The 20,970-nt window shown below is 58.8% G+C and carries 20 protein-coding genes; 11 read left to right on the top strand and 9 right to left on the bottom strand.

Features of this window, described 5'->3' with window-relative positions; all coding sequences use genetic code 11:
- Positions 1-28 precede the first annotated feature (28 nt).
- Entirely contained in the window at positions 29-1,000 is a 972-nt protein-coding gene (gene manX, locus I6G83_RS20595) for a PTS mannose transporter subunit IIAB (RefSeq protein ID WP_054307617.1), read from the bottom strand.
- A 547-nt stretch (positions 1,001-1,547) separates the two neighbouring features.
- On the opposite strand from manX, the gene I6G83_RS20590 reads away from it, so the two are divergent.
- Entirely contained in the window at positions 1,548-3,095 is a 1,548-nt protein-coding gene (locus I6G83_RS20590) for a TerC family protein (protein WP_054307616.1), read from the top strand.
- A gap of 32 nt (positions 3,096-3,127) precedes the next feature.
- Here the strand turns inward: I6G83_RS20590 and I6G83_RS20585 are convergent, their stop codons facing one another.
- From I6G83_RS20585 to pabB, 4 genes are all read right to left on the bottom strand, one after another.
- Entirely contained in the window at positions 3,128-4,723 is a 1,596-nt protein-coding gene (locus I6G83_RS20585) for an EAL domain-containing protein (RefSeq protein ID WP_054307615.1), read from the bottom strand.
- A gap of 274 nt (positions 4,724-4,997) precedes the next feature.
- Positions 4,998-6,362: an L-serine ammonia-lyase gene (gene sdaA, locus I6G83_RS20580; RefSeq protein ID WP_015672717.1), complete on the bottom strand. Its 1,365-nt coding sequence runs from the start codon at positions 6,360-6,362 to the stop codon at positions 4,998-5,000.
- 448 nt (positions 6,363-6,810) lie between these two features.
- A complete protein-coding gene (locus tag I6G83_RS20575) occupies positions 6,811-7,389 on the bottom strand; it encodes a CoA pyrophosphatase (RefSeq protein ID WP_015672716.1) in 579 nt (192 codons plus the stop codon).
- Positions 7,386-8,759 carry an aminodeoxychorismate synthase component 1 gene (pabB, locus tag I6G83_RS20570; RefSeq protein ID WP_054307613.1) on the bottom strand — a complete coding sequence of 458 codons (1,374 nt, stop codon included), beginning with the start codon at positions 8,757-8,759 and terminating at the stop codon, positions 7,386-7,388. Before pabB ends, I6G83_RS20575 begins: the two co-directional genes overlap by 4 nt.
- 299 nt (positions 8,760-9,058) lie before the next feature.
- Between pabB and I6G83_RS20565 the strand changes: the two genes are divergently transcribed.
- Positions 9,059-10,063 (top strand): glycosyltransferase, encoded by a 1,005-nt coding sequence (locus I6G83_RS20565; protein ID WP_054307612.1) that lies wholly within the window; start codon positions 9,059-9,061, stop codon positions 10,061-10,063.
- A gap of 65 nt (positions 10,064-10,128) precedes the next feature.
- On the top strand, positions 10,129-10,374 hold the full coding sequence (locus I6G83_RS20560; RefSeq protein ID WP_054307611.1) for a YoaH family protein: 246 nt from the start codon (positions 10,129-10,131) through the stop codon (positions 10,372-10,374).
- A 44-nt stretch (positions 10,375-10,418) separates the two neighbouring features.
- Here I6G83_RS20560 and purT read toward each other — a convergent pair whose 3' ends face one another.
- From purT to I6G83_RS20545, 3 genes are all read right to left on the bottom strand, one after another.
- Complete coding sequence (purT, locus tag I6G83_RS20555; RefSeq protein ID WP_054307610.1) at positions 10,419-11,597, bottom strand: formate-dependent phosphoribosylglycinamide formyltransferase; 1,179 nt, start codon at positions 11,595-11,597, stop codon at positions 10,419-10,421.
- 215 nt (positions 11,598-11,812) lie between these two features.
- Positions 11,813-12,067: a hypothetical protein gene (locus I6G83_RS20550; RefSeq protein ID WP_054307609.1), complete on the bottom strand. Its 255-nt coding sequence runs from the start codon at positions 12,065-12,067 to the stop codon at positions 11,813-11,815.
- On the bottom strand, positions 12,060-12,572 hold the full coding sequence (locus I6G83_RS20545; protein WP_232238930.1) for a DUF2778 domain-containing protein: 513 nt from the start codon (positions 12,570-12,572) through the stop codon (positions 12,060-12,062). Before I6G83_RS20545 ends, I6G83_RS20550 begins: the two co-directional genes overlap by 8 nt.
- A gap of 530 nt (positions 12,573-13,102) precedes the next feature.
- Between I6G83_RS20545 and cspE the strand changes: the two genes are divergently transcribed.
- The 7 genes from cspE (at position 13,103) to I6G83_RS20510 (ending at position 19,022) form a co-directional block, all read left to right on the top strand.
- A complete protein-coding gene (cspE, locus tag I6G83_RS20540) occupies positions 13,103-13,312 on the top strand; it encodes a transcription antiterminator/RNA stability regulator CspE (RefSeq protein WP_015672709.1) in 210 nt (69 codons plus the stop codon).
- A 174-nt stretch (positions 13,313-13,486) separates the two neighbouring features.
- A complete protein-coding gene (gene dbpA, locus I6G83_RS20535) occupies positions 13,487-14,869 on the top strand; it encodes an ATP-dependent RNA helicase DbpA (RefSeq protein ID WP_054307607.1) in 1,383 nt (460 codons plus the stop codon).
- A gap of 85 nt (positions 14,870-14,954) precedes the next feature.
- Positions 14,955-15,275 (top strand): YebG family protein, encoded by a 321-nt coding sequence (locus I6G83_RS20530; RefSeq protein WP_054307606.1) that lies wholly within the window; start codon positions 14,955-14,957, stop codon positions 15,273-15,275.
- Between the two features lie 38 nt (positions 15,276-15,313).
- Positions 15,314-15,622, top strand: a complete 309-nt coding sequence (gene yqfB / locus I6G83_RS20525) for a N(4)-acetylcytidine aminohydrolase (RefSeq protein WP_015672706.1) — start codon at positions 15,314-15,316, stop codon at positions 15,620-15,622.
- A 62-nt stretch (positions 15,623-15,684) separates the two neighbouring features.
- Complete coding sequence (gene yebF / locus I6G83_RS20520; protein WP_015672705.1) at positions 15,685-16,050, top strand: protein YebF; 366 nt, start codon at positions 15,685-15,687, stop codon at positions 16,048-16,050.
- A 180-nt stretch (positions 16,051-16,230) separates the two neighbouring features.
- Positions 16,231-16,884 carry a tellurite resistance TerB family protein gene (locus tag I6G83_RS20515; RefSeq protein ID WP_054307605.1) on the top strand — a complete coding sequence of 218 codons (654 nt, stop codon included), beginning with the start codon at positions 16,231-16,233 and terminating at the stop codon, positions 16,882-16,884.
- A 104-nt stretch (positions 16,885-16,988) separates the two neighbouring features.
- Complete coding sequence (locus tag I6G83_RS20510; protein WP_054307604.1) at positions 16,989-19,022, top strand: S9 family peptidase; 2,034 nt, start codon at positions 16,989-16,991, stop codon at positions 19,020-19,022.
- A 33-nt stretch (positions 19,023-19,055) separates the two neighbouring features.
- Here I6G83_RS20510 and exoX read toward each other — a convergent pair whose 3' ends face one another.
- Complete coding sequence (gene exoX / locus I6G83_RS20505) at positions 19,056-19,724, bottom strand: exodeoxyribonuclease X (RefSeq protein ID WP_054307603.1); 669 nt, start codon at positions 19,722-19,724, stop codon at positions 19,056-19,058.
- Positions 19,725-19,998: 274 nt separating this feature from the next.
- Between exoX and pip the strand changes: the two genes are divergently transcribed.
- Positions 19,999-20,958 (top strand): prolyl aminopeptidase, encoded by a 960-nt coding sequence (gene pip / locus I6G83_RS20500; RefSeq protein WP_062778979.1) that lies wholly within the window; start codon positions 19,999-20,001, stop codon positions 20,956-20,958.
- Positions 20,959-20,970 lie beyond the last annotated feature (12 nt).

The following is a 20,970-nucleotide window of genomic DNA, read 5'->3' as shown; positions in this document are numbered from 1 at the left end:
CTGAGTAGAATAATGGCGGCTGTCGCCATTAATTAAGTTTGTTTATCAGGTCCATCATTTTTAAACGCGTATCGGACGAGACCTTGCGGACTTCCAGTTCAATGCCGCGATCATTGAGTTTTTTAAACGCCTCGATATCTTTCTCATCCACCGAGACGGCATTATTCACCTGGGTTTTGCCCTGGCGGAACGCCATACCGCCGATATTGACCGACTTAATGTCAACGCCGTCTTCCACCAGACGCCAGACGTCGGTCGGATTGGTAAACAGCAGCATCACGCGGTCATTGGCGTATTTCGGGTTGTTCCACACGCGGACCATTTTCGCCACGTCGACCACGTGGGCGGTGACGCCCGGCGGGGCGACCTGGGTAAGCAGGGTTTTGCGCACGTTGTCGGCGGCGACCTCATCGCTGACCACGATAATGCGCGACACATTGGTTTCCTTGGTCCAACGGGTGGCGACCTGGCCGTGGATCAGACGGTCGTCGATGCGCGCCAGGCCGATTTTCATATGGTCGTTGGGGCCAAGGGCCACGGCGGGCGCGGCGCTGGCCGGTGCCGGCGCAGGGGCGGCAGCTGCGGGGGCGGCGCTTTCCTCCGGCGGTTTTTTCAGCGCCTTCACGCCTTCGCGGCCGGTTTCCACCGCGATGGCGACCAGTTCATCGAAGCCCGGGTCGTCATCGCGCGCCATAAAGGTTTCCACCAGCATGGGAATGTTGGCGCCGGTGACCACTTCATAGTTTGGCTGGTCGACGGCGACCCGGCTGGCGGCGTTGAACGGGCTGCCGCCCCAGGTATCCACCAGAAACAGCAGGCCGCCGCTGGTATCAAGACCGCGGATTTTTTCCTGGTATTTTTCGATTAAAGTTTCGGCATTCTCTCCGGGAACGAAATCGATAAAGGCGACGTTGTCTTGTTCGCCCAATAGCATTTCCGCCGTTTTCAGCAACTGCTCTGCGGCGCTCCCGTGCGTGCCGATGATAATAGCTATTGCCACTCGCTACCTCCTCGTTAAACCTCAGGTACAGATCGTTGTTTTTGCCGTCTTCCTGACGGTCACTTTCACGCTGCAGATCCATTATGGGTGAAATTCGGTAAGGCGGCGTCGGCCCGGGTCGCCGTATTGTTACCGGCCGGCCGGATGGACCGCGCGTCCGTCATTTATTTTAGTGAGCGAAAAAATAAATAGTGTGACGCTGCTCCGCTATTAACTAAGATAAATCGCATGTTTTTTCAGCTTGTTGGCGGGCTCACGCGATGATTTAAAATTGGCTTGGACAGTAAAAATTTTCCTGATACAGTATCCGCTTCTTTCATTATTAGGAGTGAAGGGCCTCAGCCCACCCTATGGACTGTCACCGAAGTCGCTGTTTTCCAAGGTTATACCCGCCACCTGTTGGCACCACACAAGCAAACACGGCCGTCCGGCCATTTCCCGGTACCATCATCCCGAACTTTTGCTATTTCCGCCGCACCGCGTCCGACATGCGTTTCATCGCCCCTGCGCGTCGCCTGGCTAATCCGTCTTTTTTCCGGAGTCTGACATGGAATTTTTAATGGACCCCTCAATTTGGGCCGGGTTACTGACCTTAGTGGTATTGGAAATCGTCCTGGGTATCGACAACCTGGTGTTTATTGCCATTCTGGCGGACAAACTGCCGCCGAAGCTGCGTGACAAGGCGCGTATTATGGGCCTGTCGCTGGCGCTGATTATGCGTCTGGGGCTGTTGTCGGTAATTTCATGGATGGTCACGCTGACCACGCCGTTGTTCAGCGTGGCGGACTTCAGCTTCTCCGGCCGTGATTTGATCCTGCTGTTCGGCGGCGTGTTCCTGCTGTTTAAGGCCACCATGGAGCTGCACGAACGGCTGGAAGGGCGCACGCATCAGGATGAAGGCAACCGCGGTTACGCCAAATTCTGGGCGGTGGTGGTGCAGATTGTGATCCTCGATGCGGTGTTCTCACTGGATGCGGTGATTACCGCCGTCGGTATGGTGAACGACCTGCCGGTGATGATGACCGCGGTGGTGATCGCCATGGTGGTGATGCTGATGGCGTCGAAGCCGCTGACCAACTTCGTCAATGCGCACCCGACCATTGTGGTGCTGTGCCTGAGCTTCCTGTTGATGATCGGCCTTAGCCTGATCGCCGAAGGTTTCGGCCTGCATATTCCGAAAGGTTACCTGTATGCGGCGATCGGTTTCTCGATCCTGATCGAACTGTTTAACCAGATTGCGCGCCGCAACTTTATCAAGCACCAGGAGCGCCGGCCGATGCGTGAGCGCACTGCGGAAGCCATTATGCGCTTGATGGGGCAGCAGCGTGCGCAGCAGCAGACGACGGAAGACGTGCGGCTGCCGGCGGATGAGACCTTTGCCGAAGAAGAGCGCTATATGATCAGCGGCGTGCTGACGCTGGCCTCGCGTTCGCTGCGCAGCGTGATGACGCCGCGTACCGAAATCTCGTGGGTAGATTGCGATCGCTCACGCGATGAGGTGCGGGCGCAGCTGCTGGATACGCCGCACAGCCTGTTCCCGGTGTGCCGGGATGAGCTGGATGAAGTGATCGGCGTAGTGCGCGCCAAGGATCTGCTGGTGGCGCTGGAGCAGGGCGAGGATATCGCCGAGTTTGCCGCGCGTACGCCGCCGATCGTGGTGCCGGAAACCATGGATGTGATTAACCTGCTGGCGGTGCTGCGTCGCGCCAAGGGGCGTCTGGTGGTGGTTACCAACGAGTTCGGCGTGGTGCAGGGCCTGGTGACGCCGCTGGACGTGCTGGAGGCGATCGCCGGCGAGTTCCCGGACGAGGATGAAACGCCGGATATCGTGGCCGACGGTGACAGCTGGCTGGTGCAGGGCGGTGCGGATCTGCACTCGCTGGAGCAGGCGCTGAACTGTCAGGATCTGGTGAGCCCGACGGAGGACTATGCGTCGCTGGCCGGCTTCCTGCTGTCGCACTACGGTCAGATGCCGGCGGTGGGCGAGGTGCTGGAGCAGAACGGATTGCGCTTTGAGATCCTGGCGGCGTCCGAATACCGCATTGAACTGGTGCGAATCAGTCAGGTGCAGCCGGAACAGGCAGACCCCGAATAATCATCATCAACCGGAGGCTCAGGCCTCCGGTTTTATTTCTCCCCCGAACCCGGCTCTTCCGCAGCGGCGCGCTGACGTTCTTCATAGTCCTGCAACCACTGCGGAAACGCCTGAATCGGCATCGGCTTGGCAAAATAATACCCCTGCAGCGCATAGACCTGACGCAGACACAGGTAATCGGCCTGTTCGGCGGTTTCCACCCCTTCAGCTACCAGCTTTAACTTCAGACGGTGGGCGAGCGTAATAATGGTATCGGTGACGGTGGCGTTGATGGCGTCGGTACCGATGGCGGCGGTAAAGGCGCGGTCGATTTTCAGCACGTCCGGACTCAGTTTTTTCAGATAGCTGAGTGAGCTGTGGCCGGTGCCGAAGTCATCAATCGCCAGCATAATGCCCAGATCTTTCAGCGCGCGAATATGTTCGTACTGAATCTCCGACAGCGCGGTACGTTCGGTCAGCTCCAGCATCAGCGACGGCATCGGATTGGCCGGCAGCCAGATACGGCGGATATCGGCCAGGATCGTCTGCGCGTTGAAATGCTCGGCGGCGACGTTGATGCTGATATAAAACGAAGGGCGCGGCGGAAACAGCGCCAGATTTTCCACCACCGTGGTCATCAGAAAGCGGGTCAGGGGGTTAATCAGACCGTGCTGCTCGGCCAGCGGGATAAACACGTCCGGCGAGATCCAGCCCTGCCGCTTGCTGTTCCAGCGCAGCAGGATTTCGATGCCGAGACAGCGGCCGCTGGCGCCGTTGATGATCGGCTGACAGTAGACCTGGAATTCGCGGCGGTTAATGGCATGGCTGATATGGTACGACAGGCTCATGCGGTTGGCGGTAATCAGATAGACCACGTAGGCGGCCAGCAGGCTGATCAGCAGCGCCAGCGGCACATGGGCGGGCAGCGCCTCAAGCGCCATACGTTGGGTTGAGGGGCCAAACAGCGAGATAGTAAAGGGGTAGCGATTGGAGGCGGCGGTGTAGCGCAGATCGCCGCGTAGGGCGCTGCTGTCGATAATTTCGCGTTTGGCGTACTCCAGGCTCTGGCCGTCAACGTTAAGCACGATGCGCTGCGCATAGGGCAGCTGCGGCTCCAGCAGGAAGGTCGACAGCAGGTCGATATTGAACACGTGCAGAATGCCGCTGCGGGCTTCCCGGCTCTGCGGCGTCCACATGATCAGCGTCGGCACCCCTTTGGCCACCGCCAGCGACGGACGCAGCGCCAGCTGCGTATCGGCGTCCGGATGCAGCTGCGGGAACAGGGCGTCAAGCCGGTACTGGCGCGGGCCGAACAGGCTGGAACAGTAAATATCGTTATCTTTGACCAGCAGTACGGAGCGCAGCGCCTGGTTTTGCGCCGCGCGGTAGCGCAGCGTCGGGGTGACGATATTGCAGGGGCGGCCAATCAACGCCATGGTGTGTCGGGCCTGTTCGCTGGCCGGCTGCAGCAAACGTTCGATTTTGGCAACGGTGTGCGCTGCCAGCTGCTGCTGGCTGCGGTCGATGGTTTTAACTTCCTGATAGTAGCGAATGTATAATGAGATAAAGAGGATCGCCAACCCAACCGCGCCGGAGAGCAACCAGCGATAATGGCGGTACTTGTTGACAGCAAATTGGGTCATTAACATCGACGTTGAATCCTTGTTGCGCTAAGTCATCCAATGTACAGCATCGGACTTTCTCCTACCCTCTGATTCTCGGCTAATTTTAGCCACGATGGTAGAGGGTGGAATGGTAGCGTAATAATTTATTTCAGTTGACGGGAACAGAGGGATAAAACGCGGGTTAAACCGGGGATAGAAGCGCAGTACGCCGCTGATGCGCGGGTGACGTTGTCACTTATATCAATTAACTGGCTGAATTACAAACAAAAACCCCGCCGTTTGGCGGGGTTTTTCGGGCTTAGTCACACTGGACTTTAATCGCCAGACCGCCGCGCGAGGTCTCGCGGTATTTGGCGTTCATATCTTTACCGGTTTCGTACATGGTCTCGATCACCTTATCCAGCGACACGCGTGGTTCGCTGGTGCGGCGCAGCGCCATGCGCGCCGAGTTGATCGCTTTTACCGAGGCGATGGCGTTGCGTTCAATGCAGGGAACCTGCACCTGTCCGGCCACCGGATCGCAGGTCAGCCCCAGATTGTGCTCCATGCCGATTTCCGCCGCGACGCAGACCTGCTCCGGGCTGCCGCCCAGCAGCTCGGCCAGGCCGGCGGCGGCCATGGAACAGGCCACGCCGACCTCGCCCTGACAGCCGACTTCCGCCCCGGAAATGGAGGCATTCATCTTATACAGCGCGCCGATGGCGCCGGCAGCCATAAAGTAGCGGATGTAGATATCCGGGCTGACCGACTCGATAAAGTGGTCGTAATAGGCCAGCACCGCCGGCACGATGCCGCAGGCGCCGTTGGTCGGCGCGGTCACCACGCGGCCGCCGGCGGCGTTTTCTTCATTGACCGCCAAGGCAAACATATTGACCCAGTCGATGACGTTCATCGGGTCGTTGGAGAGTTTGTCGGAGGCGACCAGCATGCGGCGCAGGGCCGAGGCGCGGCGCGGTACGCGCAGCGGGCCGGGCAGCACGCCCTCGGTATTCAGGCCGCGGTCGATACAGGCGCGCATGGTCTGCCAGACGTTGCCGAAGTAGGCCTCAATGTCCTGCTTGCTGTGCAGCGCCAGCTCGTTCTGCATCACCATGCCGGACAGCGACAGGCCGGTGTTATGGCAGTGTTCGAGCATTTCACGCGCCGAATGGAAAGGATAGGGCACCGTCACTTCACTGACGTCGGCTTTGCCGAAATGCGCTTCGTCGACGATAAAACCGCCGCCGATGGAATAGTAGGTGTTGCTGTAGACTTCTTTATCGCCGGCGAAGGCGTGGATGCACATGCCGTTTTCATGCAGCGGCAGGTTGTCGCTGCGAAACACCATGCCGCCGTCGCGCGGGAAATCGACTTCGTGCAGGCCGCCTGCCAGCATCAGACGCTGACGTTGTTCTACATCGCGGATAAAACCCGGAATACCGTCAATATCGACGCTGTCCGGCAGGTTGCCGGCCAGGCCGAGGATGATGGCGATATCGGTATGGTGACCTTTACCGGTCAACGAAAGTGAGCCGTAAACATCCACGGCTACACGCGTGATAGAAGGCATCAGGCCTTTATTTACCAGATCGTCGACAAACTGTTTGCCGGCTTTCATCGGTCCAACCGTGTGAGAGCTGGACGGGCCGATGCCGATCTTAAACATGTCGAAAACGCTAATCACGCTAGAACTCCTTAAAGAGGCATATTGTTATGGCTGCGGCGGTTAAAAACCGTGCAGGGAACAGCGATATTGTAAAGAGGCCTTACGGGTTTGGCGCTCTTTTTCGCATGAAATAAAATAATCCATGGCGTTACCAAATAGGTGGTGGCGACGGGCGTGACGCCTGCCGTAAAACGGCGCCGCGCTGAGTTTCTCTCGGGCCATCGCGCCGGCGTTTCCTTCACCGCGCGCCGTCGGCATAACCCTATTTGCTTAGAGGTTTATACCAATTGACCGTATTTTACAGGGATATCGTAATGTTTAAGAGAGGGTTTACAGTTTTTTTAAAACCTCAATGGCCTGCAAGATAGTGGAATTGGCAAACAGATGAAGTGATGGCGATCGCTTTCGCGCAGAAAGCCGGAATAATCCGTGAACGAGATGTGATAGCGATCACTTAAACGCGGGCTTACAGGCTGACCTGCTGCGCCAGACGGCGGATGATGGCGGCGGTCAGGCCCCAGACGAAACGGCGCTGATACCAGGATAGATACACCCGGTGGCGATAGCCGTTGCGGTGAATATCCAGCGGATAATAGCGCGACAGCGTCAGGGCTTCGTGCAGCGGCATTTCGAAGACGTCCGCCACTTCACCCTCATTGGCGTGGAAGCGCACATCGGCCGGCACCAGGCCGACGATGGGCGTCACGCGAAAGCCGCTGCTGCTGTCGAGCGGCGCCATCTGGCCGAGCACCTGCACCGCGGCGGGCGGAATGGCGACCTCTTCTTCGGCTTCACGCAGCGCGGTGGCAATCAGCGACGCGTCTTGCGGATCGGCCTTGCCGCCGGGAAAGGCCACCTGTCCGGCGTGTTTGCGCAGCGTATCGGCGCGGCGGGTCAGCAGCAGCGTCGGCTCCTCCCGGCAGACGATCGGCACCAGCACCGCGGCGGCGCGCACGCCGTGCGACGTTTGCACCGCCTGCGGCTGCTGCAGCTGAAAACGGCTGACAAAGTCGGCCAGCGTGGTGGGATAGGTCGGCGGGTTCACGAAGGGTTAAACTCCCCCAGTTGCGGTAAGATTCGGCCTACTTTATCAAAAGTTTCCTGATATTCCGCCTGTTCCTCACTGTCGGCCACGATACCGCCGCCGGCGGCGCAGTGAATGCGGCCGTTTTCGGTCATCAGCGTACGGATGGTGATGTTGGTGTCCATGGTGCCGCAGGCGCTGAGATAGCCGATACTGCCGCAGTAGGCGTTACGCCGCTGCGGCTCCAGTTCCTCGATAATTTCCATGGCCCGCACCTTGGGGGCGCCGGTAATCGAGCCGCCGGGAAAACAGGCGCGCAGCAGCTCGCTCGCCGGCGTGGCGGCCGGCAGCCGGGCGGTAATGGTGCTGACCAGATGGTGCACCGCAGGGAACGGTTCGACGACGAACAGTTCAGGCACGCGTACGCTGCCGGGCTGCGCGACGCGGCCGATATCATTGCGCAGGAGATCGACGATCATCAGATTCTCGGCGCGGTCTTTCGGCGACGCGGCCAGTCGCTGCGCCTGCACCGCGTCCTGTTGCGGGTCGGCCAGCCGCGGCAGCGTGCCCTTGATCGGCCGGGTTTGTACCTGCTGGCGCTCCAGCCACAGAAAACGTTCCGGCGAAATGCTCAGCACCGCATTGTGCGGCAGCCGTAAAAAAGCGGAAAACGGCGCGCGGTTGCTGTCGTTCAGCCGCAGGAAGGCCTGCCACTCGTCGCCCTGATAGGGGGCGGAGAAACGCTGAGCCAGGTTGATCTGGTAGCAGTCGCCGCTGCGCAGGTAATGTTGAATACGCTGGAATTTCTCGCCGTATTGCGCCCGCGTCATGTTCGCCTGCCAGGGGCCGGTGAGCCGGAACGCCGCCGGCGCAGGCCGCTGATGACTCCTCAGCCACTGCCAGCGCTGCTCGACATCGTCGTAGCTCAGCAGGGTAAGCCGCTGCCGATGGTGATCGGCGATCAGCGCCCAGTCATAAATGCCGACGGCCATGTCCGGCAGCGCCAGCTCCGCCTCGGCCAGCGTCGGCAACGTTTCCACCCGCCGCCCCAGATCGTAACCGAACAGCCCCAGCGCGCCGCCCTGAAACGGCAGATCGTCGTCGGCCGACGGCGAGAAAGGCAGCGCCGACAGCTGCTGTTGCAACAGGGTGAAGGGATCTTCCGTTGAACTCAGGCTGTCGCCGTCACGGTGGATTTCCGTCACCGCGCCGTGGGTGGTCAGCGTGGCGCAGGGGTCAGCCACCAAAATATCAAACCGGTTATGCGAGTGCTCGGCAAAGCCGGAATGCAGCAGCATGGCCCACGGCTGCGCGGACAACGGGGAAAACAGCTGCAGCAGCGTATCGCGGCTATAGGGCAGGGATTTAAGGTGCGGAGCGGTGGCAGTCATGAATTGTAATAAACCTGGCTAACGGGACGTCGGTGTTGGGGCGCTAGTTTGCCACATCAGCGCGCTTTGCGCATGCGTAGCGCACAGGAAAGAAGATAGCCGGCTAAGCATTTTTTGCTCCTTAAACGAAATTTAAATATGCAAAGATTCACGAATGTTTACAGGGCAATAACATTTCCTTGAGTGATAACTGATCTTTGCGCTCACGGCGACCTTATGGTGCGTTAACCAATACGCCTGCGGTATGCAGTATCAGACGGGGCTGTTTTTGCCTGATAAGAAGCAAATAGAGCAAAATTATGTCGTTAATGCTGAGCGTTATCGTCCCGATGCATAATGTGGGCGAATTACTGGAGCCATTTCTTGAGTCTTTATTGGCGCAACAGGAACAACGTCTGGAAGTTATTATCGTTAATGACGGCGCCACCGATGGTTCCGCGGAAATAGCGCACCGCTATGCGGCACGTTATGAACATATTCAGGTGATCGATCAGGCCAATGCCGGGGTTTCCGTGGCGCGCAACCGCGGGCTGGCGGCGGCGCGTGGTAAGTACGTCGCGTTTCCCGATGCGGATGATTTATTATCGCCGGAGATGTACGCCACACTGATCGCGCAGGCGGAAAAACATCAGCTGGATGTGATGCAGTGCAACGGCGAACGTTATTTTGAACACAGCGATGAACTGTTGCCGATTATTCCAGCGCAGCGTCTGGCATCCACTGAGGTTATTAGCGGACCGCGCTGGTTTGAGCGTGCGTTAAATTCGCGAAAATTTATTCACGTGGTGTGGCTGGCGATTTATCGGCTTGATTTTATTAAGCAACACCGGCTCTATTTTGAACCGGGTCTCCATCATCAGGATATTCCGTGGACGACCGAAGTGATGTTTAACGCCAAGCGGGTGAAGTACCTCAGCACGCCGCTGTATCGCCAGCGCGTACACGGTCAGTCGATCAGCAACCGCCGCCGCACCGGCGCGGCGAACGTCGACTATCAGCGCCACTATATGAAGATCATCGAGATGCTGGTGGCGCTGAACCGGCGCTATGCCGACCGCATCGCCATCCGCCCGGCGTTTCACTGGCAGATTACCCGCGAGGCGCTGGGGATTTGCCACAGCGTACGCCGCGAGCCGGAACTGGCGGCGCAGCAGCAAATCGTGCGCGAATTTTATCAGCGCGGCATGGACAGCATCATGGCGGCCAATGCGCGCGGCATTAAACAGAACTGGCATGTAATGCTGTGGCGCCATCGCCTGAAACAGTGGCGCAGCGAGGATAGCGGCTGTTCGCAGGCTGCGTGACGCCGGGCTTGCGGCGATGGTAACGCGCGGTATAATCCCCCTCCAAATTTGCCGGAGGTATAAACATGCTTGGAATGCCGTCGCTGAACCACCAGGAACAGCAGGAAGCCGCAGAGCGTATCCATCAGCTGATGGAGCAGGGCATGAGCAGCGGCGAAGCCATCGCCCGCGTTGCGCAGGAAATTCGTGAAAAGCATCAGGGCGAGCGGGTTGCCGTGCTGTTTGACGAGGAGGAGGACGGCGCGCCGGAAGCGCAGGATGCCTCCCGGGATGCCGAGCCGCAGCGCGAAGACGAAGAAGACGATTACTGAGGTCATATCCGGGCGCCGCGTCCTGCCGCGCCCGTTTCTTTGGGTTAACCCCGAACCACCACCGCCGCCGCTGCCCGTTTGGCCCGTTCAACCGCCTGATCGGTGGTGTCACCGCAGGCCAGCGCGACGCCTAAACGACGCCGGCCGGCAATCGTCGGTTTGCCGAACAGGCGTATCTGATTAGTGCCCTCCAGCGCCTGCGCCAGGCCGCTAAAGTGCAGATCGTCGCTGTCGAGCGTGGGGAGGATCACGGCGGAGGCCGCCGGGCCGAACTGGCGAATGGCGCCGATCGGCAGGCCGAGAAAGGCACGTACGTGCAGCGCAAATTCCGAGACGTCCTGCGAAATCAGCGTGACCATGCCAGTGTCATGCGGGCGCGGCGATACCTCGCTGAAAATCACCTCATCGCCGCAGATGAACAGTTCTACGCCGAACAGGCCGTAACCGCCGAGCGCTTTAACGACCTGGGCGGCAATCTGCTGCGCCCGCTCCAGCGCCAGGGCGGACATCTGCTGCGGCTGCCAGGATTCGCGATAGTCGCCGTCTTCCTGACGGTGGCCGATGGGCGCGCAGAAATGCACGCCGTCAACGGCGCTGATGGTCAGCAGGGTAATTTCAAAATCGAATTTGACCAGCCCTTCAACAATAACCCGGCCACCGCCGGCGCGGCCGCCACGCTGGGCGTAATCCCAGGCGGCGCTCAGTTGGGAAGGGTCGCGCAGCAGGCTCTGACCTTTGCCGGATGAACTCATCACCGGTTTGATAATGCAGGGGTAGCCGATATGCGCTATCGCCTGTCGGCAGCTCTCTTCATCGTCGGCAAAGCGGTAAGTGGAGGTGGGCAGCCCAAGCGTCTCTGCCGCCAGACGGCGAATGCCTTCACGGTTCATGGTCAGGCGAGTGGCCTCGGCGCACGGAACGACGTGGTGACCCTGCTGCTCCAGCTGCACCAGCATGTCGGTGGCGATAGCTTCAACCTCCGGCACGATATAGTCGGGACGTTCCTGTTCGATAACGGCCTTTAGCGCTTCGCCGTCCAGCATATTGATGACGTGGCTGCGGTGCGCCACATGCATTGCCGGCGCGTCGGCGTAACGGTCGACGGCAATCGTCTCCAGCCCCAGACGCTGGCATTCGATCGCCACTTCTTTGCCCAGTTCGCCGGATCCGAGCAGCATGACGCGGGTGGCGCCGGGGCGCAGGGCGGTTCCAATCGTTAGCATAATTTCGTACCTGATGTGAAAGTGAAGCCAAATGCAAACCAGCGCGCAGTATATACGAAAACGATTGCGTTGACAGCCGGCGCGCCTGCCGCCCGCGACCCGCGTCGGTTATCTCACAGGTTGCGTGTGTTGAATTAAGGTGTGGTGAGAAGGCTGGCGTGTGTTGCTGAAGTGGGACGCGCGCTCGGAACCTATACGCCCCCTTGGCGCTGCGATTAGCGTTTGAATTTACGGATGCTCCACTTGATGACAGACATCAGGAGGGCGGCGGTGATGAGCAAATAGCCGAGAACTACAGGTAGGAACGCGGGGTCCCGCTCTCCGTCAGTCTTGGCGATACCGGCCTCATTCATCCAGTTGCCCAACATGATGACGGTTGAGTCAACCAGTTCCTTGAGTAGTGGGACCTTGTTGAGAACAAGGAACGACACTACAAAGCAGACGACGAACAGAGCTACAGTTTTAAACATTGCAAGCCTCAAAGTTGGTCGATCCCGTTACATCCACGCGTCCATAAGCAAGGAGTTCCAGACGGGAGCCGGGGACCTTGAACTTCTTACGCTGAATGATTGCTTGGCGGAATCGGTTGAAGTCTGGGATATTGTAGAAGGTTATGCAACCGTGTGACTCTCCGCTACCGTCTGGCCTTAGTGGGTGAATCCGAAAGCTTCCTCTGTCTCTGCCATTAATCCACAGATTATCGGTGAGGGTATGGAAGCTGTAGAGGCCGAACCATTCATCGTGATTGGTCCCGTTCCAGAAATCCTTCGCGAAAGTCTGTAGCCGGTTGCGCATGCTTCCCTGTGGGCGATCGACAATCCAATACTGACCGGGAGGCAATGCCGCCGCATCCTTAAAGGAACATTCGGGCCGATTAATCATTGAAGGTTTGCCGCTGAATACCGGGAAAACACCAACGCCATAAACATGGAACTTCAGAACACGGCGGTCGACGGACACATCGTTATAATCCATTCTGCATATCTGCATCAGCAACTCTCCTTAGTTAACTGCTCCTGATAGAAATTATGCAGAAATAGTAAACAGCCGGGAACTGCCTAATCGCTTACTTTTTGTCCTTATTTTCGGTCGATAATCCTAGGCGTTTTCTTTGTCGACCGGAAGTCTTGTCAGCTTGTTTCGCATGTCGGTGTCTTCAGGTCTGGCCGACAGCCGGAGTCGGACCTCTTTACCCACCGAGGTCTGGCGAGGGTTCCCACTTTGTGTCGGCTTTGTGTCGGGCGCGGAGTTTTACCGGCGGTTGAGGACCTGAGGTCCTACAGCCAGGAAGAGCCACCAAGCCAGGGAGTCTATCGCCTGAAGCTTCCATAATCAGCACCTTACGTTAAAGCTGTGGTGCCGGTTTCACCCTGAATCAGCGAAAAAATTTGCCCTGCAGGCATGATTATGCGTTAATAATCGGCGGTGAAAGAAGACCTACATAACGCAGGGCCTTCGCGCCGTAAGTGCCGTAAAGGCAGGTTTATCAAGTAAAGGAAAGTCAAATGGCTAAGATCACTGGTCACGTAAAATGGTTTAACGAAAGCAAAGGCTTCGGCTTTATCACTCCAGCCGACGGTTCTAAGGACGTTTTCGTTCATTTTTCCGCAATCGTTAGCGATGGCTTCAAGACTCTGGCAGAAGGCCAGCAGGTTGAGTTCTCCATCCAGGACAGCCAACGTGGCCCGGCTGCAGCCGATGTTGTTGCTATCTAATTAGCGACCCGCTGCTGAAAAACCCGCTTCAGGCGGGTTTTTTTACGTGCATTTGCCGGGAACGGCCGCCAGGTATTATGACGCCGCCGGGCCTTCTCTGTTATCATCTGCCCCCAGAATCAGCTGCCGTCCGGCAGCGCCGCCTTTTCATCCGCCTATAAAGAGTTTATCGCCGTGAGCACAGTTTCCTTTTCTTCCCTGCCGCTGCCAGCCGCACAGCTGGCTAACCTCAACGAACTGGGGTATGCCGCCATGACGCCGGTGCAGGCCGCGGCGCTGCCCGCCATTTTGCAAGGGCGGGACGTTCGCGCCAAGGCCAAGACCGGCAGCGGTAAAACGGCGGCGTTCGGCATCGGCCTGCTGGATAAAATCAACGTCGGGCAGGTGGCGACGCAGGCGCTGGTGCTGTGCCCGACGCGTGAACTGGCCGATCAGGTCAGCAAAGAGCTGCGCCGTCTGGCGCGCTTTACCCAGAATATTAAAATTCTTACGCTGTGCGGCGGCCAGCCGATGGGGCCGCAGCTGGATTCACTGGTGCATGCGCCGCATATCGTGGTGGGGACGCCGGGACGCGTGCAGGAACACCTGCGGAAAAAAACGCTGCAGCTGGACGCGCTGAGCGTGCTGGTGCTCGATGAAGCCGACCGCATGCTGGACATGGGGTTTGCCGACGATATCGATGACGTGATTGCCTATACGCCACCGCAGCGTCAGACGCTGCTGTTTTCCGCCACCTATCCTGACGGCATCGAGCGCATCAGCGCCCGCGTGCAGCGGACGCCGCTCAACGTTGAAGTGGCCGACGACGACGCGCCGCTGACCATCGAACAGCGTTTCTATGAGACGACGCGCGACCAGCGTCCGGCGCTGCTGCTGGCCGCCATCCGTCACTATCAGCCGGCCTCCTGCGTGGTGTTTTGCAATACCAAGCGCGATTGCCAGAGCGTGTGCGATGCGCTGGAAGCACGCGACATCAGCGCGCTGGCGCTGCATGGCGATCTGGAACAGCGCGATCGCGATCAGGTGCTGGTGCGTTTCGCCAACCGCAGCTGTCGCGTTCTGGTGGCGACCGACGTTGCCGCGCGCGGTCTGGATATCAAGGATCTTGAGCTGGTGGTGAACTACGAAATGGCCTTCGACCCAGAGGTGCACGTACACCGCGTCGGCCGCACCGGCCGCGCCGGCATGAGCGGCCTGGCGATCACCCTGTGCACGCCGCAGGAAATGGTGCGGGCGCACGCGTTGGAAGAGTATCTGCAGCTGGATCTGACGTGGGCGCCGGTGAGCGAACTGAGCGGGGCGAGCAACGCGCCGCTGGAGGCGGAGATGGCTACGCTGTGCATCGACGGCGGCCGCAAGGCGAAAATCCGTCCCGGCGATATTCTGGGCGCGCTGACCGGCGAGGCGGGGTTGACCGCGGCGGAAGTGGGGAAAATTGATATGTTCCCGATGCATGCCTACGTGGCCATCCGCAAAAACAGCGCCCGTAAGGCGTTACAGCGCCTGCGCGAAGGCAAAATCAAAGGGAAAAACTGCAAGGCGCGCCTGCTGAAATAATTAACCGCGGAGGCCGCTTGTGCCTCCGGATAGCATTACTTATACTGTATAAATAAACAGTATTTAAATCTTTTGGGGAATACGCATGGCGGTTGAAGTTAAATACGTAGTGGTCAGAAACGGTGAGGAAAAAATGACGTTCGCCAGCAAAAAGGAAGCCGATGCTTACGACAAAATGCTCGATCTGGCCGATAACCTCGGTGAGTGGCTGCAGCAGGCGCCGCTGGCGCTGGACGAGGAACAGCGTGACACGCTGAGCTTCTTCCTGGCGGAGCATAAAGAGATGCTGACGCACATTCTGCGCGGCGGCGCGCCGCAGCAGGCGGACGCCAAGGCGGCAAAGCCGAAGGGCGAGAAGAAAACGGCGGCAAAAGCGGAAGGCGCGTCTGAAAAACAGGCCGCTTAAGCACTATGTTGCAGCATTGTGATAAAAAAGGATCTAAAATGGGCGGTGAAATCACTTTCTTCAGCCGTTTCGAGCAGGATATTTTAGCCGGACGCAAAACCATCACCTTGCGTGATGCCAGCGAATCGCATTTCCAACCCGGCGAAGTATTACGCGTCAGCCGTCATGAAGACGGGGCGTTTTTCTGTTTTATCGAGGTGCTGTCGGTGACGCCGGTCCGTCTGGATGCGCTGAACGAGCAGCATGCCAGGCAGGAAAACATGTCGCTCGATGCGCTGAGGCAGGTTATCAAGGAGATCTATCCGGGAGTGGATGAACTGTTTGCGATCGTATTTCGCACACGTTGATCGCCTGCCAGGCCTGATGCCATCAGCGCTCTCCGGATAGTGTAACGACAACTGGAGGGTATATGAGAGCAACAGGATTGGGGCTGGCCGCCGCGCTGGCGGTTATCGTTGGTTTTGCCGGCGGCGCTCAGGCGCAGCAGCACGAGCAGCGGACGGCGAAAGTGGGCCTGTGCAGCGGGCTGCAGGCGGCGGACGTGGCCGCACAGGTAAAGCGCGACTTCCTGCAAAACCGCATTACGCGCTGGGCCTCGGATAAAAAACTGCTTGGCACCGCAACGCCGGTCGCCTGGGTCAGCCCGGACGCGGTCAGCGGCGAGGACGATCTCTGGCAGGTGCCGTTAACGGTGCGCGGCAGCAAAACAGATAAAACCTATCGCGTGACCCTTAACTGTAAAACCGGCGATATCGCCTACAGCGAACCGCAGTAACTCTGCGACAGGGCGCGGCAACGGCGCCCTGATTGACCAACCTTTCTCGCCAATTTGCCTGACGCTTCACACAAATTTTCCCCGCCATACGTTAATTGACAAAAAATCCCCTAATCTGGCGTTTCAGCGGCGTGCCGGCACCGGCGCCCGTTCGCTTTACTATCCATGCGAGGGGATGCGATGAAAAACAGTTGGATGCAGCAGATTCAATCGCTGTTGGGGCAAAAAAGCGGCTCGAACGGCAGTACCGAAGGCATCGGCAAGTTATTGGCTCCCGGCGCGCTGGGCGGGCTGGTTGGCGTATTGCTGGCGAATAAATCCTCGCGCAAGCTGGTCGGCAAGTTTGGCAAGAACGCGCTGATTATCGGCGGCAGCGCCGCAGCGGGCGCGGTGCTGTGGAACAAGTACAAATCGCGGGTGAAAGCTACCCACCAGGATGAACCGCAGTTCGGCATGCAGTCGACGCCGGTTGATCTGCGCGCCAAGCGGCTGGTGCAGGCGCTGGTGTTTGCGGCGAAAAGCGACGGCCATATTGACGACGATGAGCGCCGCGCCATTGACGACAGCCTGACGCAGCTGCAGATCGGCGAGGAGGCGCAGGCCTGGGTGCAGCAGGCGATTGAACAGCCGCTCAACCCTGATGCGCTGGCGTTCGGCGTGAAGAATGAAGAGGAAGCGCTGGAAGTGTACTACCTCAGCTGCATGGTGATCGATGTCGACCACTTTATGGAGCGGGGCTACCTTGATGCGTTGGCGAGCTCGCTGAAAATTCCCGACGACGTCAAGCAGGGGATTGAGGGCGACGTGAACCAGAAAAAACGTGAACTGGCATGACCTGACGGCGCCGCAACGGATAAAAGCTGCGGCGCCTACTTGTTAAGGCGGGGGCAATCATGCCACCCTACGTCCATCAATGGACGTAAGTGGATGATTTGGTAATGATGACCCCTCCGAAGGCGGAAAAACGCCCGTACCCGATGACGATGCACGGCGATACCCGCGTTGATGATTACTACTGGCTGCGCGACGACGAGCGCAGCGATCCGCAGGTGCTGGCGTATCTGCAGGCGGAAAACGCCTATACCGACGCCATGCTGCAGCCGCAGCAGGCGCTGCGTGAAGCGCTGTATCAGGAAATGGTGGCGCGCATTCCGCAGCAGGAACATTCTGCGCCCTATGTGCGTAACGGCTACCGTTACCAGACGCGCTACGAACCCGGCAATGAATACGCGCTGTATGTGCGCCAGCCGGCGACAGAGAGCGACGACTGGCAGACGCTGCTGGATGGCAACCAGCGGGCGCAGGGGCGTGAGTTTTATACTTTGGGCGGCCTGGATATCAGCCCGGACAACCGCATGATGGCGGTGGCGGAAGATTTCCTGTCGCGTCGCCAATATGATATCCGCTTTAAAAACCTGCCGGATGACGTCTGGGCGGAAGAGGTGCTGGAAAACACCTCCGGCAATTTCGAATGGAGCAATGATTCCGCCAGCGTGTATTACGTGCGTAAGCATCCGCAGACGCTGCTGCCGTATCAGGTCTACCACCACGTTGTGGGCACGGATCCGGCCGATGACCGGCTGGTGTATGAAGAAACCGACGACACCTTCTATGTCGGCCTGGAAAAAACCACCTCAGAACGCTATATCCTGATCCACCTCAGCAGCACCACCACCTCGGAAATTCTGCTGCTGGACGCCGACCGGCCCGATGCGCAGCCGCAGGTGTTCGTGCCGCGTCGTAAAGATCATGAATATGCCATCGATCACTACCGGCAGACCTTCTATATCCGCTCCAACAAAGACGGCAAAAACTTCGGCCTGTATCAGAGCGATACGGCGGACGAAGCGCAGTGGCAGACGCTGATCGCCGCGCGTGATGCGGTGATGCTGGAAGGTTTTGAGCTGTTCCGCGACTGGCTGGTGGTGGAAGAGCGCAGCGCCGGCCTGACGCAGCTGCGGCAAATCCACTGGCGCAGCGGTAAAGAGCAGCGCATCGCCTTCGACGACCCGACCTATGTCACCTGGCTGGATTACAACCCGGAGCCGGAAACCGCGCTGCTGCGCTATGGCTACTCCTCGATGACCACGCCGGCCAGCCTGTATGAGCTGAACCTCGACAGCGGCGAGCGTCGGTTGCTCAAACAGCAGGAGGTCAACAACTTTACGCCGGAAAACTACCGCAGCGAGCGGGTGTGGGTGAAGGCGCGCGACGGCGTTGAGGTGCCGGTTTCGCTGGTGTACCGCACGGATCGGTTTAACCGGGGCGGTAATCCGCTGCTGGTGTACGGCTATGGTTCTTACGGCAGCAGTATGGATCCGGCTTTCAGCGGCAGCCGCCTGAGCCTGTTGGATCGCGGCTTTGTGTTTGCGCTGGCGCATATCCGCGGCGGCGGCGAGCTGGGGCAGCTGTGGTATGAGGACGGCAAGCTATTCAACAAGCAAAACACCTTTAACGACTTTATCGACGTAACCGAAGCGCTGGTCGAACAGGGCTATGGCGCCGCCGGGCAGGTGTACGCCATGGGCGGCAGCGCCGGCGGGTTGCTGATGGGCGCGGTGATCAATCAGCAGCCAGAGCTGTTCCACGGCGTGGTGGCGCAGGTGCCGTTTGTCGACGTGGTGACCACCATGCTGGACGAGTCGATTCCGCTGACCACCGGTGAGTACGATGAGTGGGGCAATCCGAACGAGAAACCGTATTACGACTACATCAAACAGTACAGCCCTTACGATCGGGTGCAGGCGCAGGCCTATCCGCACCTGCTGGTGACCACCGGCCTGCACGATTCGCAGGTGCAGTATTGGGAGCCGGCCAAGTGGGTGGCGAAACTGCGCGAGCTGAAAACCGACGATCGTCAGCTGCTGTTGTATACCGATATGGACTCCGGCCACGGCGGCAAGTCCGGCCGTTTCAAAGCCTATGAGGATATCGCGCTGGAATACGCCTTTATTCTTTCGCTGGCCGAATAACGAGGTGACGGGCGGCCTGCGCCGCCCGTTGCGTTAGCCAATCAGGTAGTACTTCAGCGTGTGCTTCATGTCCGGGTTGAGGTCGGTGAGGTTTTTCAGCATCCACTGTAAATAGCCCGGATCCTCCTGGGCGATTTGCTCAATCAGCCGGCCGCGATATTTACCGAACTTAAAGGTCTTTATCAGCGCCGGCCGTTCGGTGATATCGGCCATCTCCTCGGCGCTCCAGGAAGAATCCTTGATAATCCGTTGCAGCAGGGCGGCGGTGACGTAGCAGTCATACAGCGCCCGGTGCGGGTACAGCGTGTTGTCCTGCGGCAGCTGCACGTCAAGGTTCAGCGCATAGCGCAGATACTGGTTGCCGTACTTGATATCCGGGTACAGCATGCGCGCCAGCTTGAGGGTGCAAATCCAGCGGCCCTGCATCTCCGGCAGCACGCCGCGGTCGAAGGACGCGTTATGCGCCACATAGTAGTCGCTGCCGATATAGCGACCGATGGCGACGGCGATCCGCGGCTTATCCTCGACCATCGCCTCCGTAATATGGTGAATGGCCATTGCGTCAATGCTGATGGGACGGTCCGGGCACACCAAATCGTTCATCGGGTTTGCCAGCTGGCCGTCGATCAGATCGACGGAGGCGATTTCAACAATGCCGCCGTCCAGGCCGCAGGTTTCAGTATCAATAATGCGTAACGTCATGTCATGCTTTCCTCTTTTTCCTGCCAGCATAACGGCTGTCGTGGCGGTAGCCAAACGCTGCTTGCCGGATCTGTGCGATCGGGCGATTGACCGCTGTTGATAAAAACGCCGCAAGGTGGCGGCTGATTAACCATTATTGCGGCTGGCCGTATTCATTTTAAGCAAACGAACGCGAACGGGCGGTGATCCGTCGGAGTTTTCAGGTTTTACCGTTGACCTGATGCCGGGCTTGGGCTTTGATGAAGGCATCATTCACAGAGAGACGGAAAGCGCCATGGAACAATTACGCGGGTTATATCCGCCGTTAGCAGCGTATGACAGTGGCTGGTTGGATACCGGAGACGGTCATCGGATCTACTGGGAATTAAGCGGTAACCCGGAGGGGAAACCGGCGGTGTTTATCCACGGCGGGCCGGGGGGCGGCATTGCCCCTTATCACCGGCAGCTGTTTGACCCGGAGCGCTATAAAGTATTGCTGTTCGATCAGCGCGGCTGCGGGCGCTCGCGGCCGCACGCCAGTCTGGACAACAATACCACCTGGCACTTGGTCGACGATATTGAGCGGCTGCGTGAAATGGCCGGCGTGGATCAGTGGCTGGTCTTCGGCGGCTCCTGGGGCTCGACGCTGGCGCTGGCCTATGCGCAGTGCCACCCGCAGCGCGTCAGCGAACTGGTGCTGCGCGGCATCTTTACGCTGCGTAAGCAGGAGCTGTCGTGGTATTACCAGGATGGCGCCTCACGCTTCTTCCCGGAAAAATGGCAGCGCGTACTGTCGATTCTCTCCACTGAGGAACGTCAGGATGTGATTGCCGCCTATCGCCGGCGTCTGACCAGCGACGACCTCGAGGTGCAGCTGGAAGCGGCAAAACTGTGGAGCATCTGGGAAGGGGAAACCGTTACGCTGCTGCCCAGCAGCGAGTCGGCGGCATTTGGCGAGGATGACTTTGCGTTAGCGTTTGCCCGCATTGAGAACCATTACTTCACCCATCAGGGCTTTTTGCAAAGCGACGATCAGCTGCTGCGCAACGTGCCGCTGATTCGCCATATTCCCGCGGTGATTGTGCATGGCCGCTATGATATGGCCTGTCAGGTGCAAAACGCCTGGGATCTGGCGCAGGCATGGCCGGAGGCTGAACTGCATATTGTTGAAGGGGCGGGGCACTCGTTTGATGAACCGGGGATCCTGCACCAGCTGATGCGGGCTACCGACCGCTTTGCCGGCAAAGCGGTCTGAGCGTTTGAACGC

The sequence above is a fragment of the Serratia rubidaea genome, from assembly GCF_016026735.1.
Classification (GTDB): domain Bacteria; phylum Pseudomonadota; class Gammaproteobacteria; order Enterobacterales; family Enterobacteriaceae; genus Serratia_B; species Serratia_B rubidaea.
The sequence above is the reverse complement of the archived record's forward strand: the minus strand, read 5'-3'. Positions and strand labels throughout refer to the sequence as shown.

Excerpts from the sequence above, each read along its gene's own strand:
- yebF (WP_015672705.1), top strand. The coding sequence starts at position 15,685 with ATGAGAGCAACAGGATTGGGGCTGGCCGCCGCGCTGGCGGTTATCGTT.
- I6G83_RS20545 (WP_232238930.1), bottom strand. The coding sequence starts at position 12,572 with ATGGATTATAACGATGTGTCCGTCGACCGCCGTGTTCTGAAGTTCCAT.
- I6G83_RS20515 (WP_054307605.1), top strand. The coding sequence starts at position 16,231 with ATGAAAAACAGTTGGATGCAGCAGATTCAATCGCTGTTGGGGCAAAAA.
- exoX (WP_054307603.1), bottom strand. The coding sequence starts at position 19,724 with ATGACGTTACGCATTATTGATACTGAAACCTGCGGCCTGGACGGCGGC.
- I6G83_RS20565 (WP_054307612.1), top strand. The coding sequence starts at position 9,059 with ATGTCGTTAATGCTGAGCGTTATCGTCCCGATGCATAATGTGGGCGAA.
- I6G83_RS20510 (WP_054307604.1), top strand. The coding sequence starts at position 16,989 with ATGATGACCCCTCCGAAGGCGGAAAAACGCCCGTACCCGATGACGATG.
- I6G83_RS20550 (WP_054307609.1), bottom strand. The coding sequence starts at position 12,067 with ATGTTTAAAACTGTAGCTCTGTTCGTCGTCTGCTTTGTAGTGTCGTTC.
- I6G83_RS20530 (WP_054307606.1), top strand. The coding sequence starts at position 14,955 with ATGGCGGTTGAAGTTAAATACGTAGTGGTCAGAAACGGTGAGGAAAAA.
- I6G83_RS20590 (WP_054307616.1), top strand. The coding sequence starts at position 1,548 with ATGGAATTTTTAATGGACCCCTCAATTTGGGCCGGGTTACTGACCTTA.
- I6G83_RS20560 (WP_054307611.1), top strand. The coding sequence starts at position 10,129 with ATGCTTGGAATGCCGTCGCTGAACCACCAGGAACAGCAGGAAGCCGCA.
- yqfB (WP_015672706.1), top strand. The coding sequence starts at position 15,314 with ATGGGCGGTGAAATCACTTTCTTCAGCCGTTTCGAGCAGGATATTTTA.
- cspE (WP_015672709.1), top strand. The coding sequence starts at position 13,103 with ATGGCTAAGATCACTGGTCACGTAAAATGGTTTAACGAAAGCAAAGGC.
- purT (WP_054307610.1), bottom strand. The coding sequence starts at position 11,597 with ATGCTAACGATTGGAACCGCCCTGCGCCCCGGCGCCACCCGCGTCATG.
- I6G83_RS20585 (WP_054307615.1), bottom strand. The coding sequence starts at position 4,723 with ATGTTAATGACCCAATTTGCTGTCAACAAGTACCGCCATTATCGCTGG.
- pip (WP_062778979.1), top strand. The coding sequence starts at position 19,999 with ATGGAACAATTACGCGGGTTATATCCGCCGTTAGCAGCGTATGACAGT.
- pabB (WP_054307613.1), bottom strand. The coding sequence starts at position 8,759 with ATGACTGCCACCGCTCCGCACCTTAAATCCCTGCCCTATAGCCGCGAT.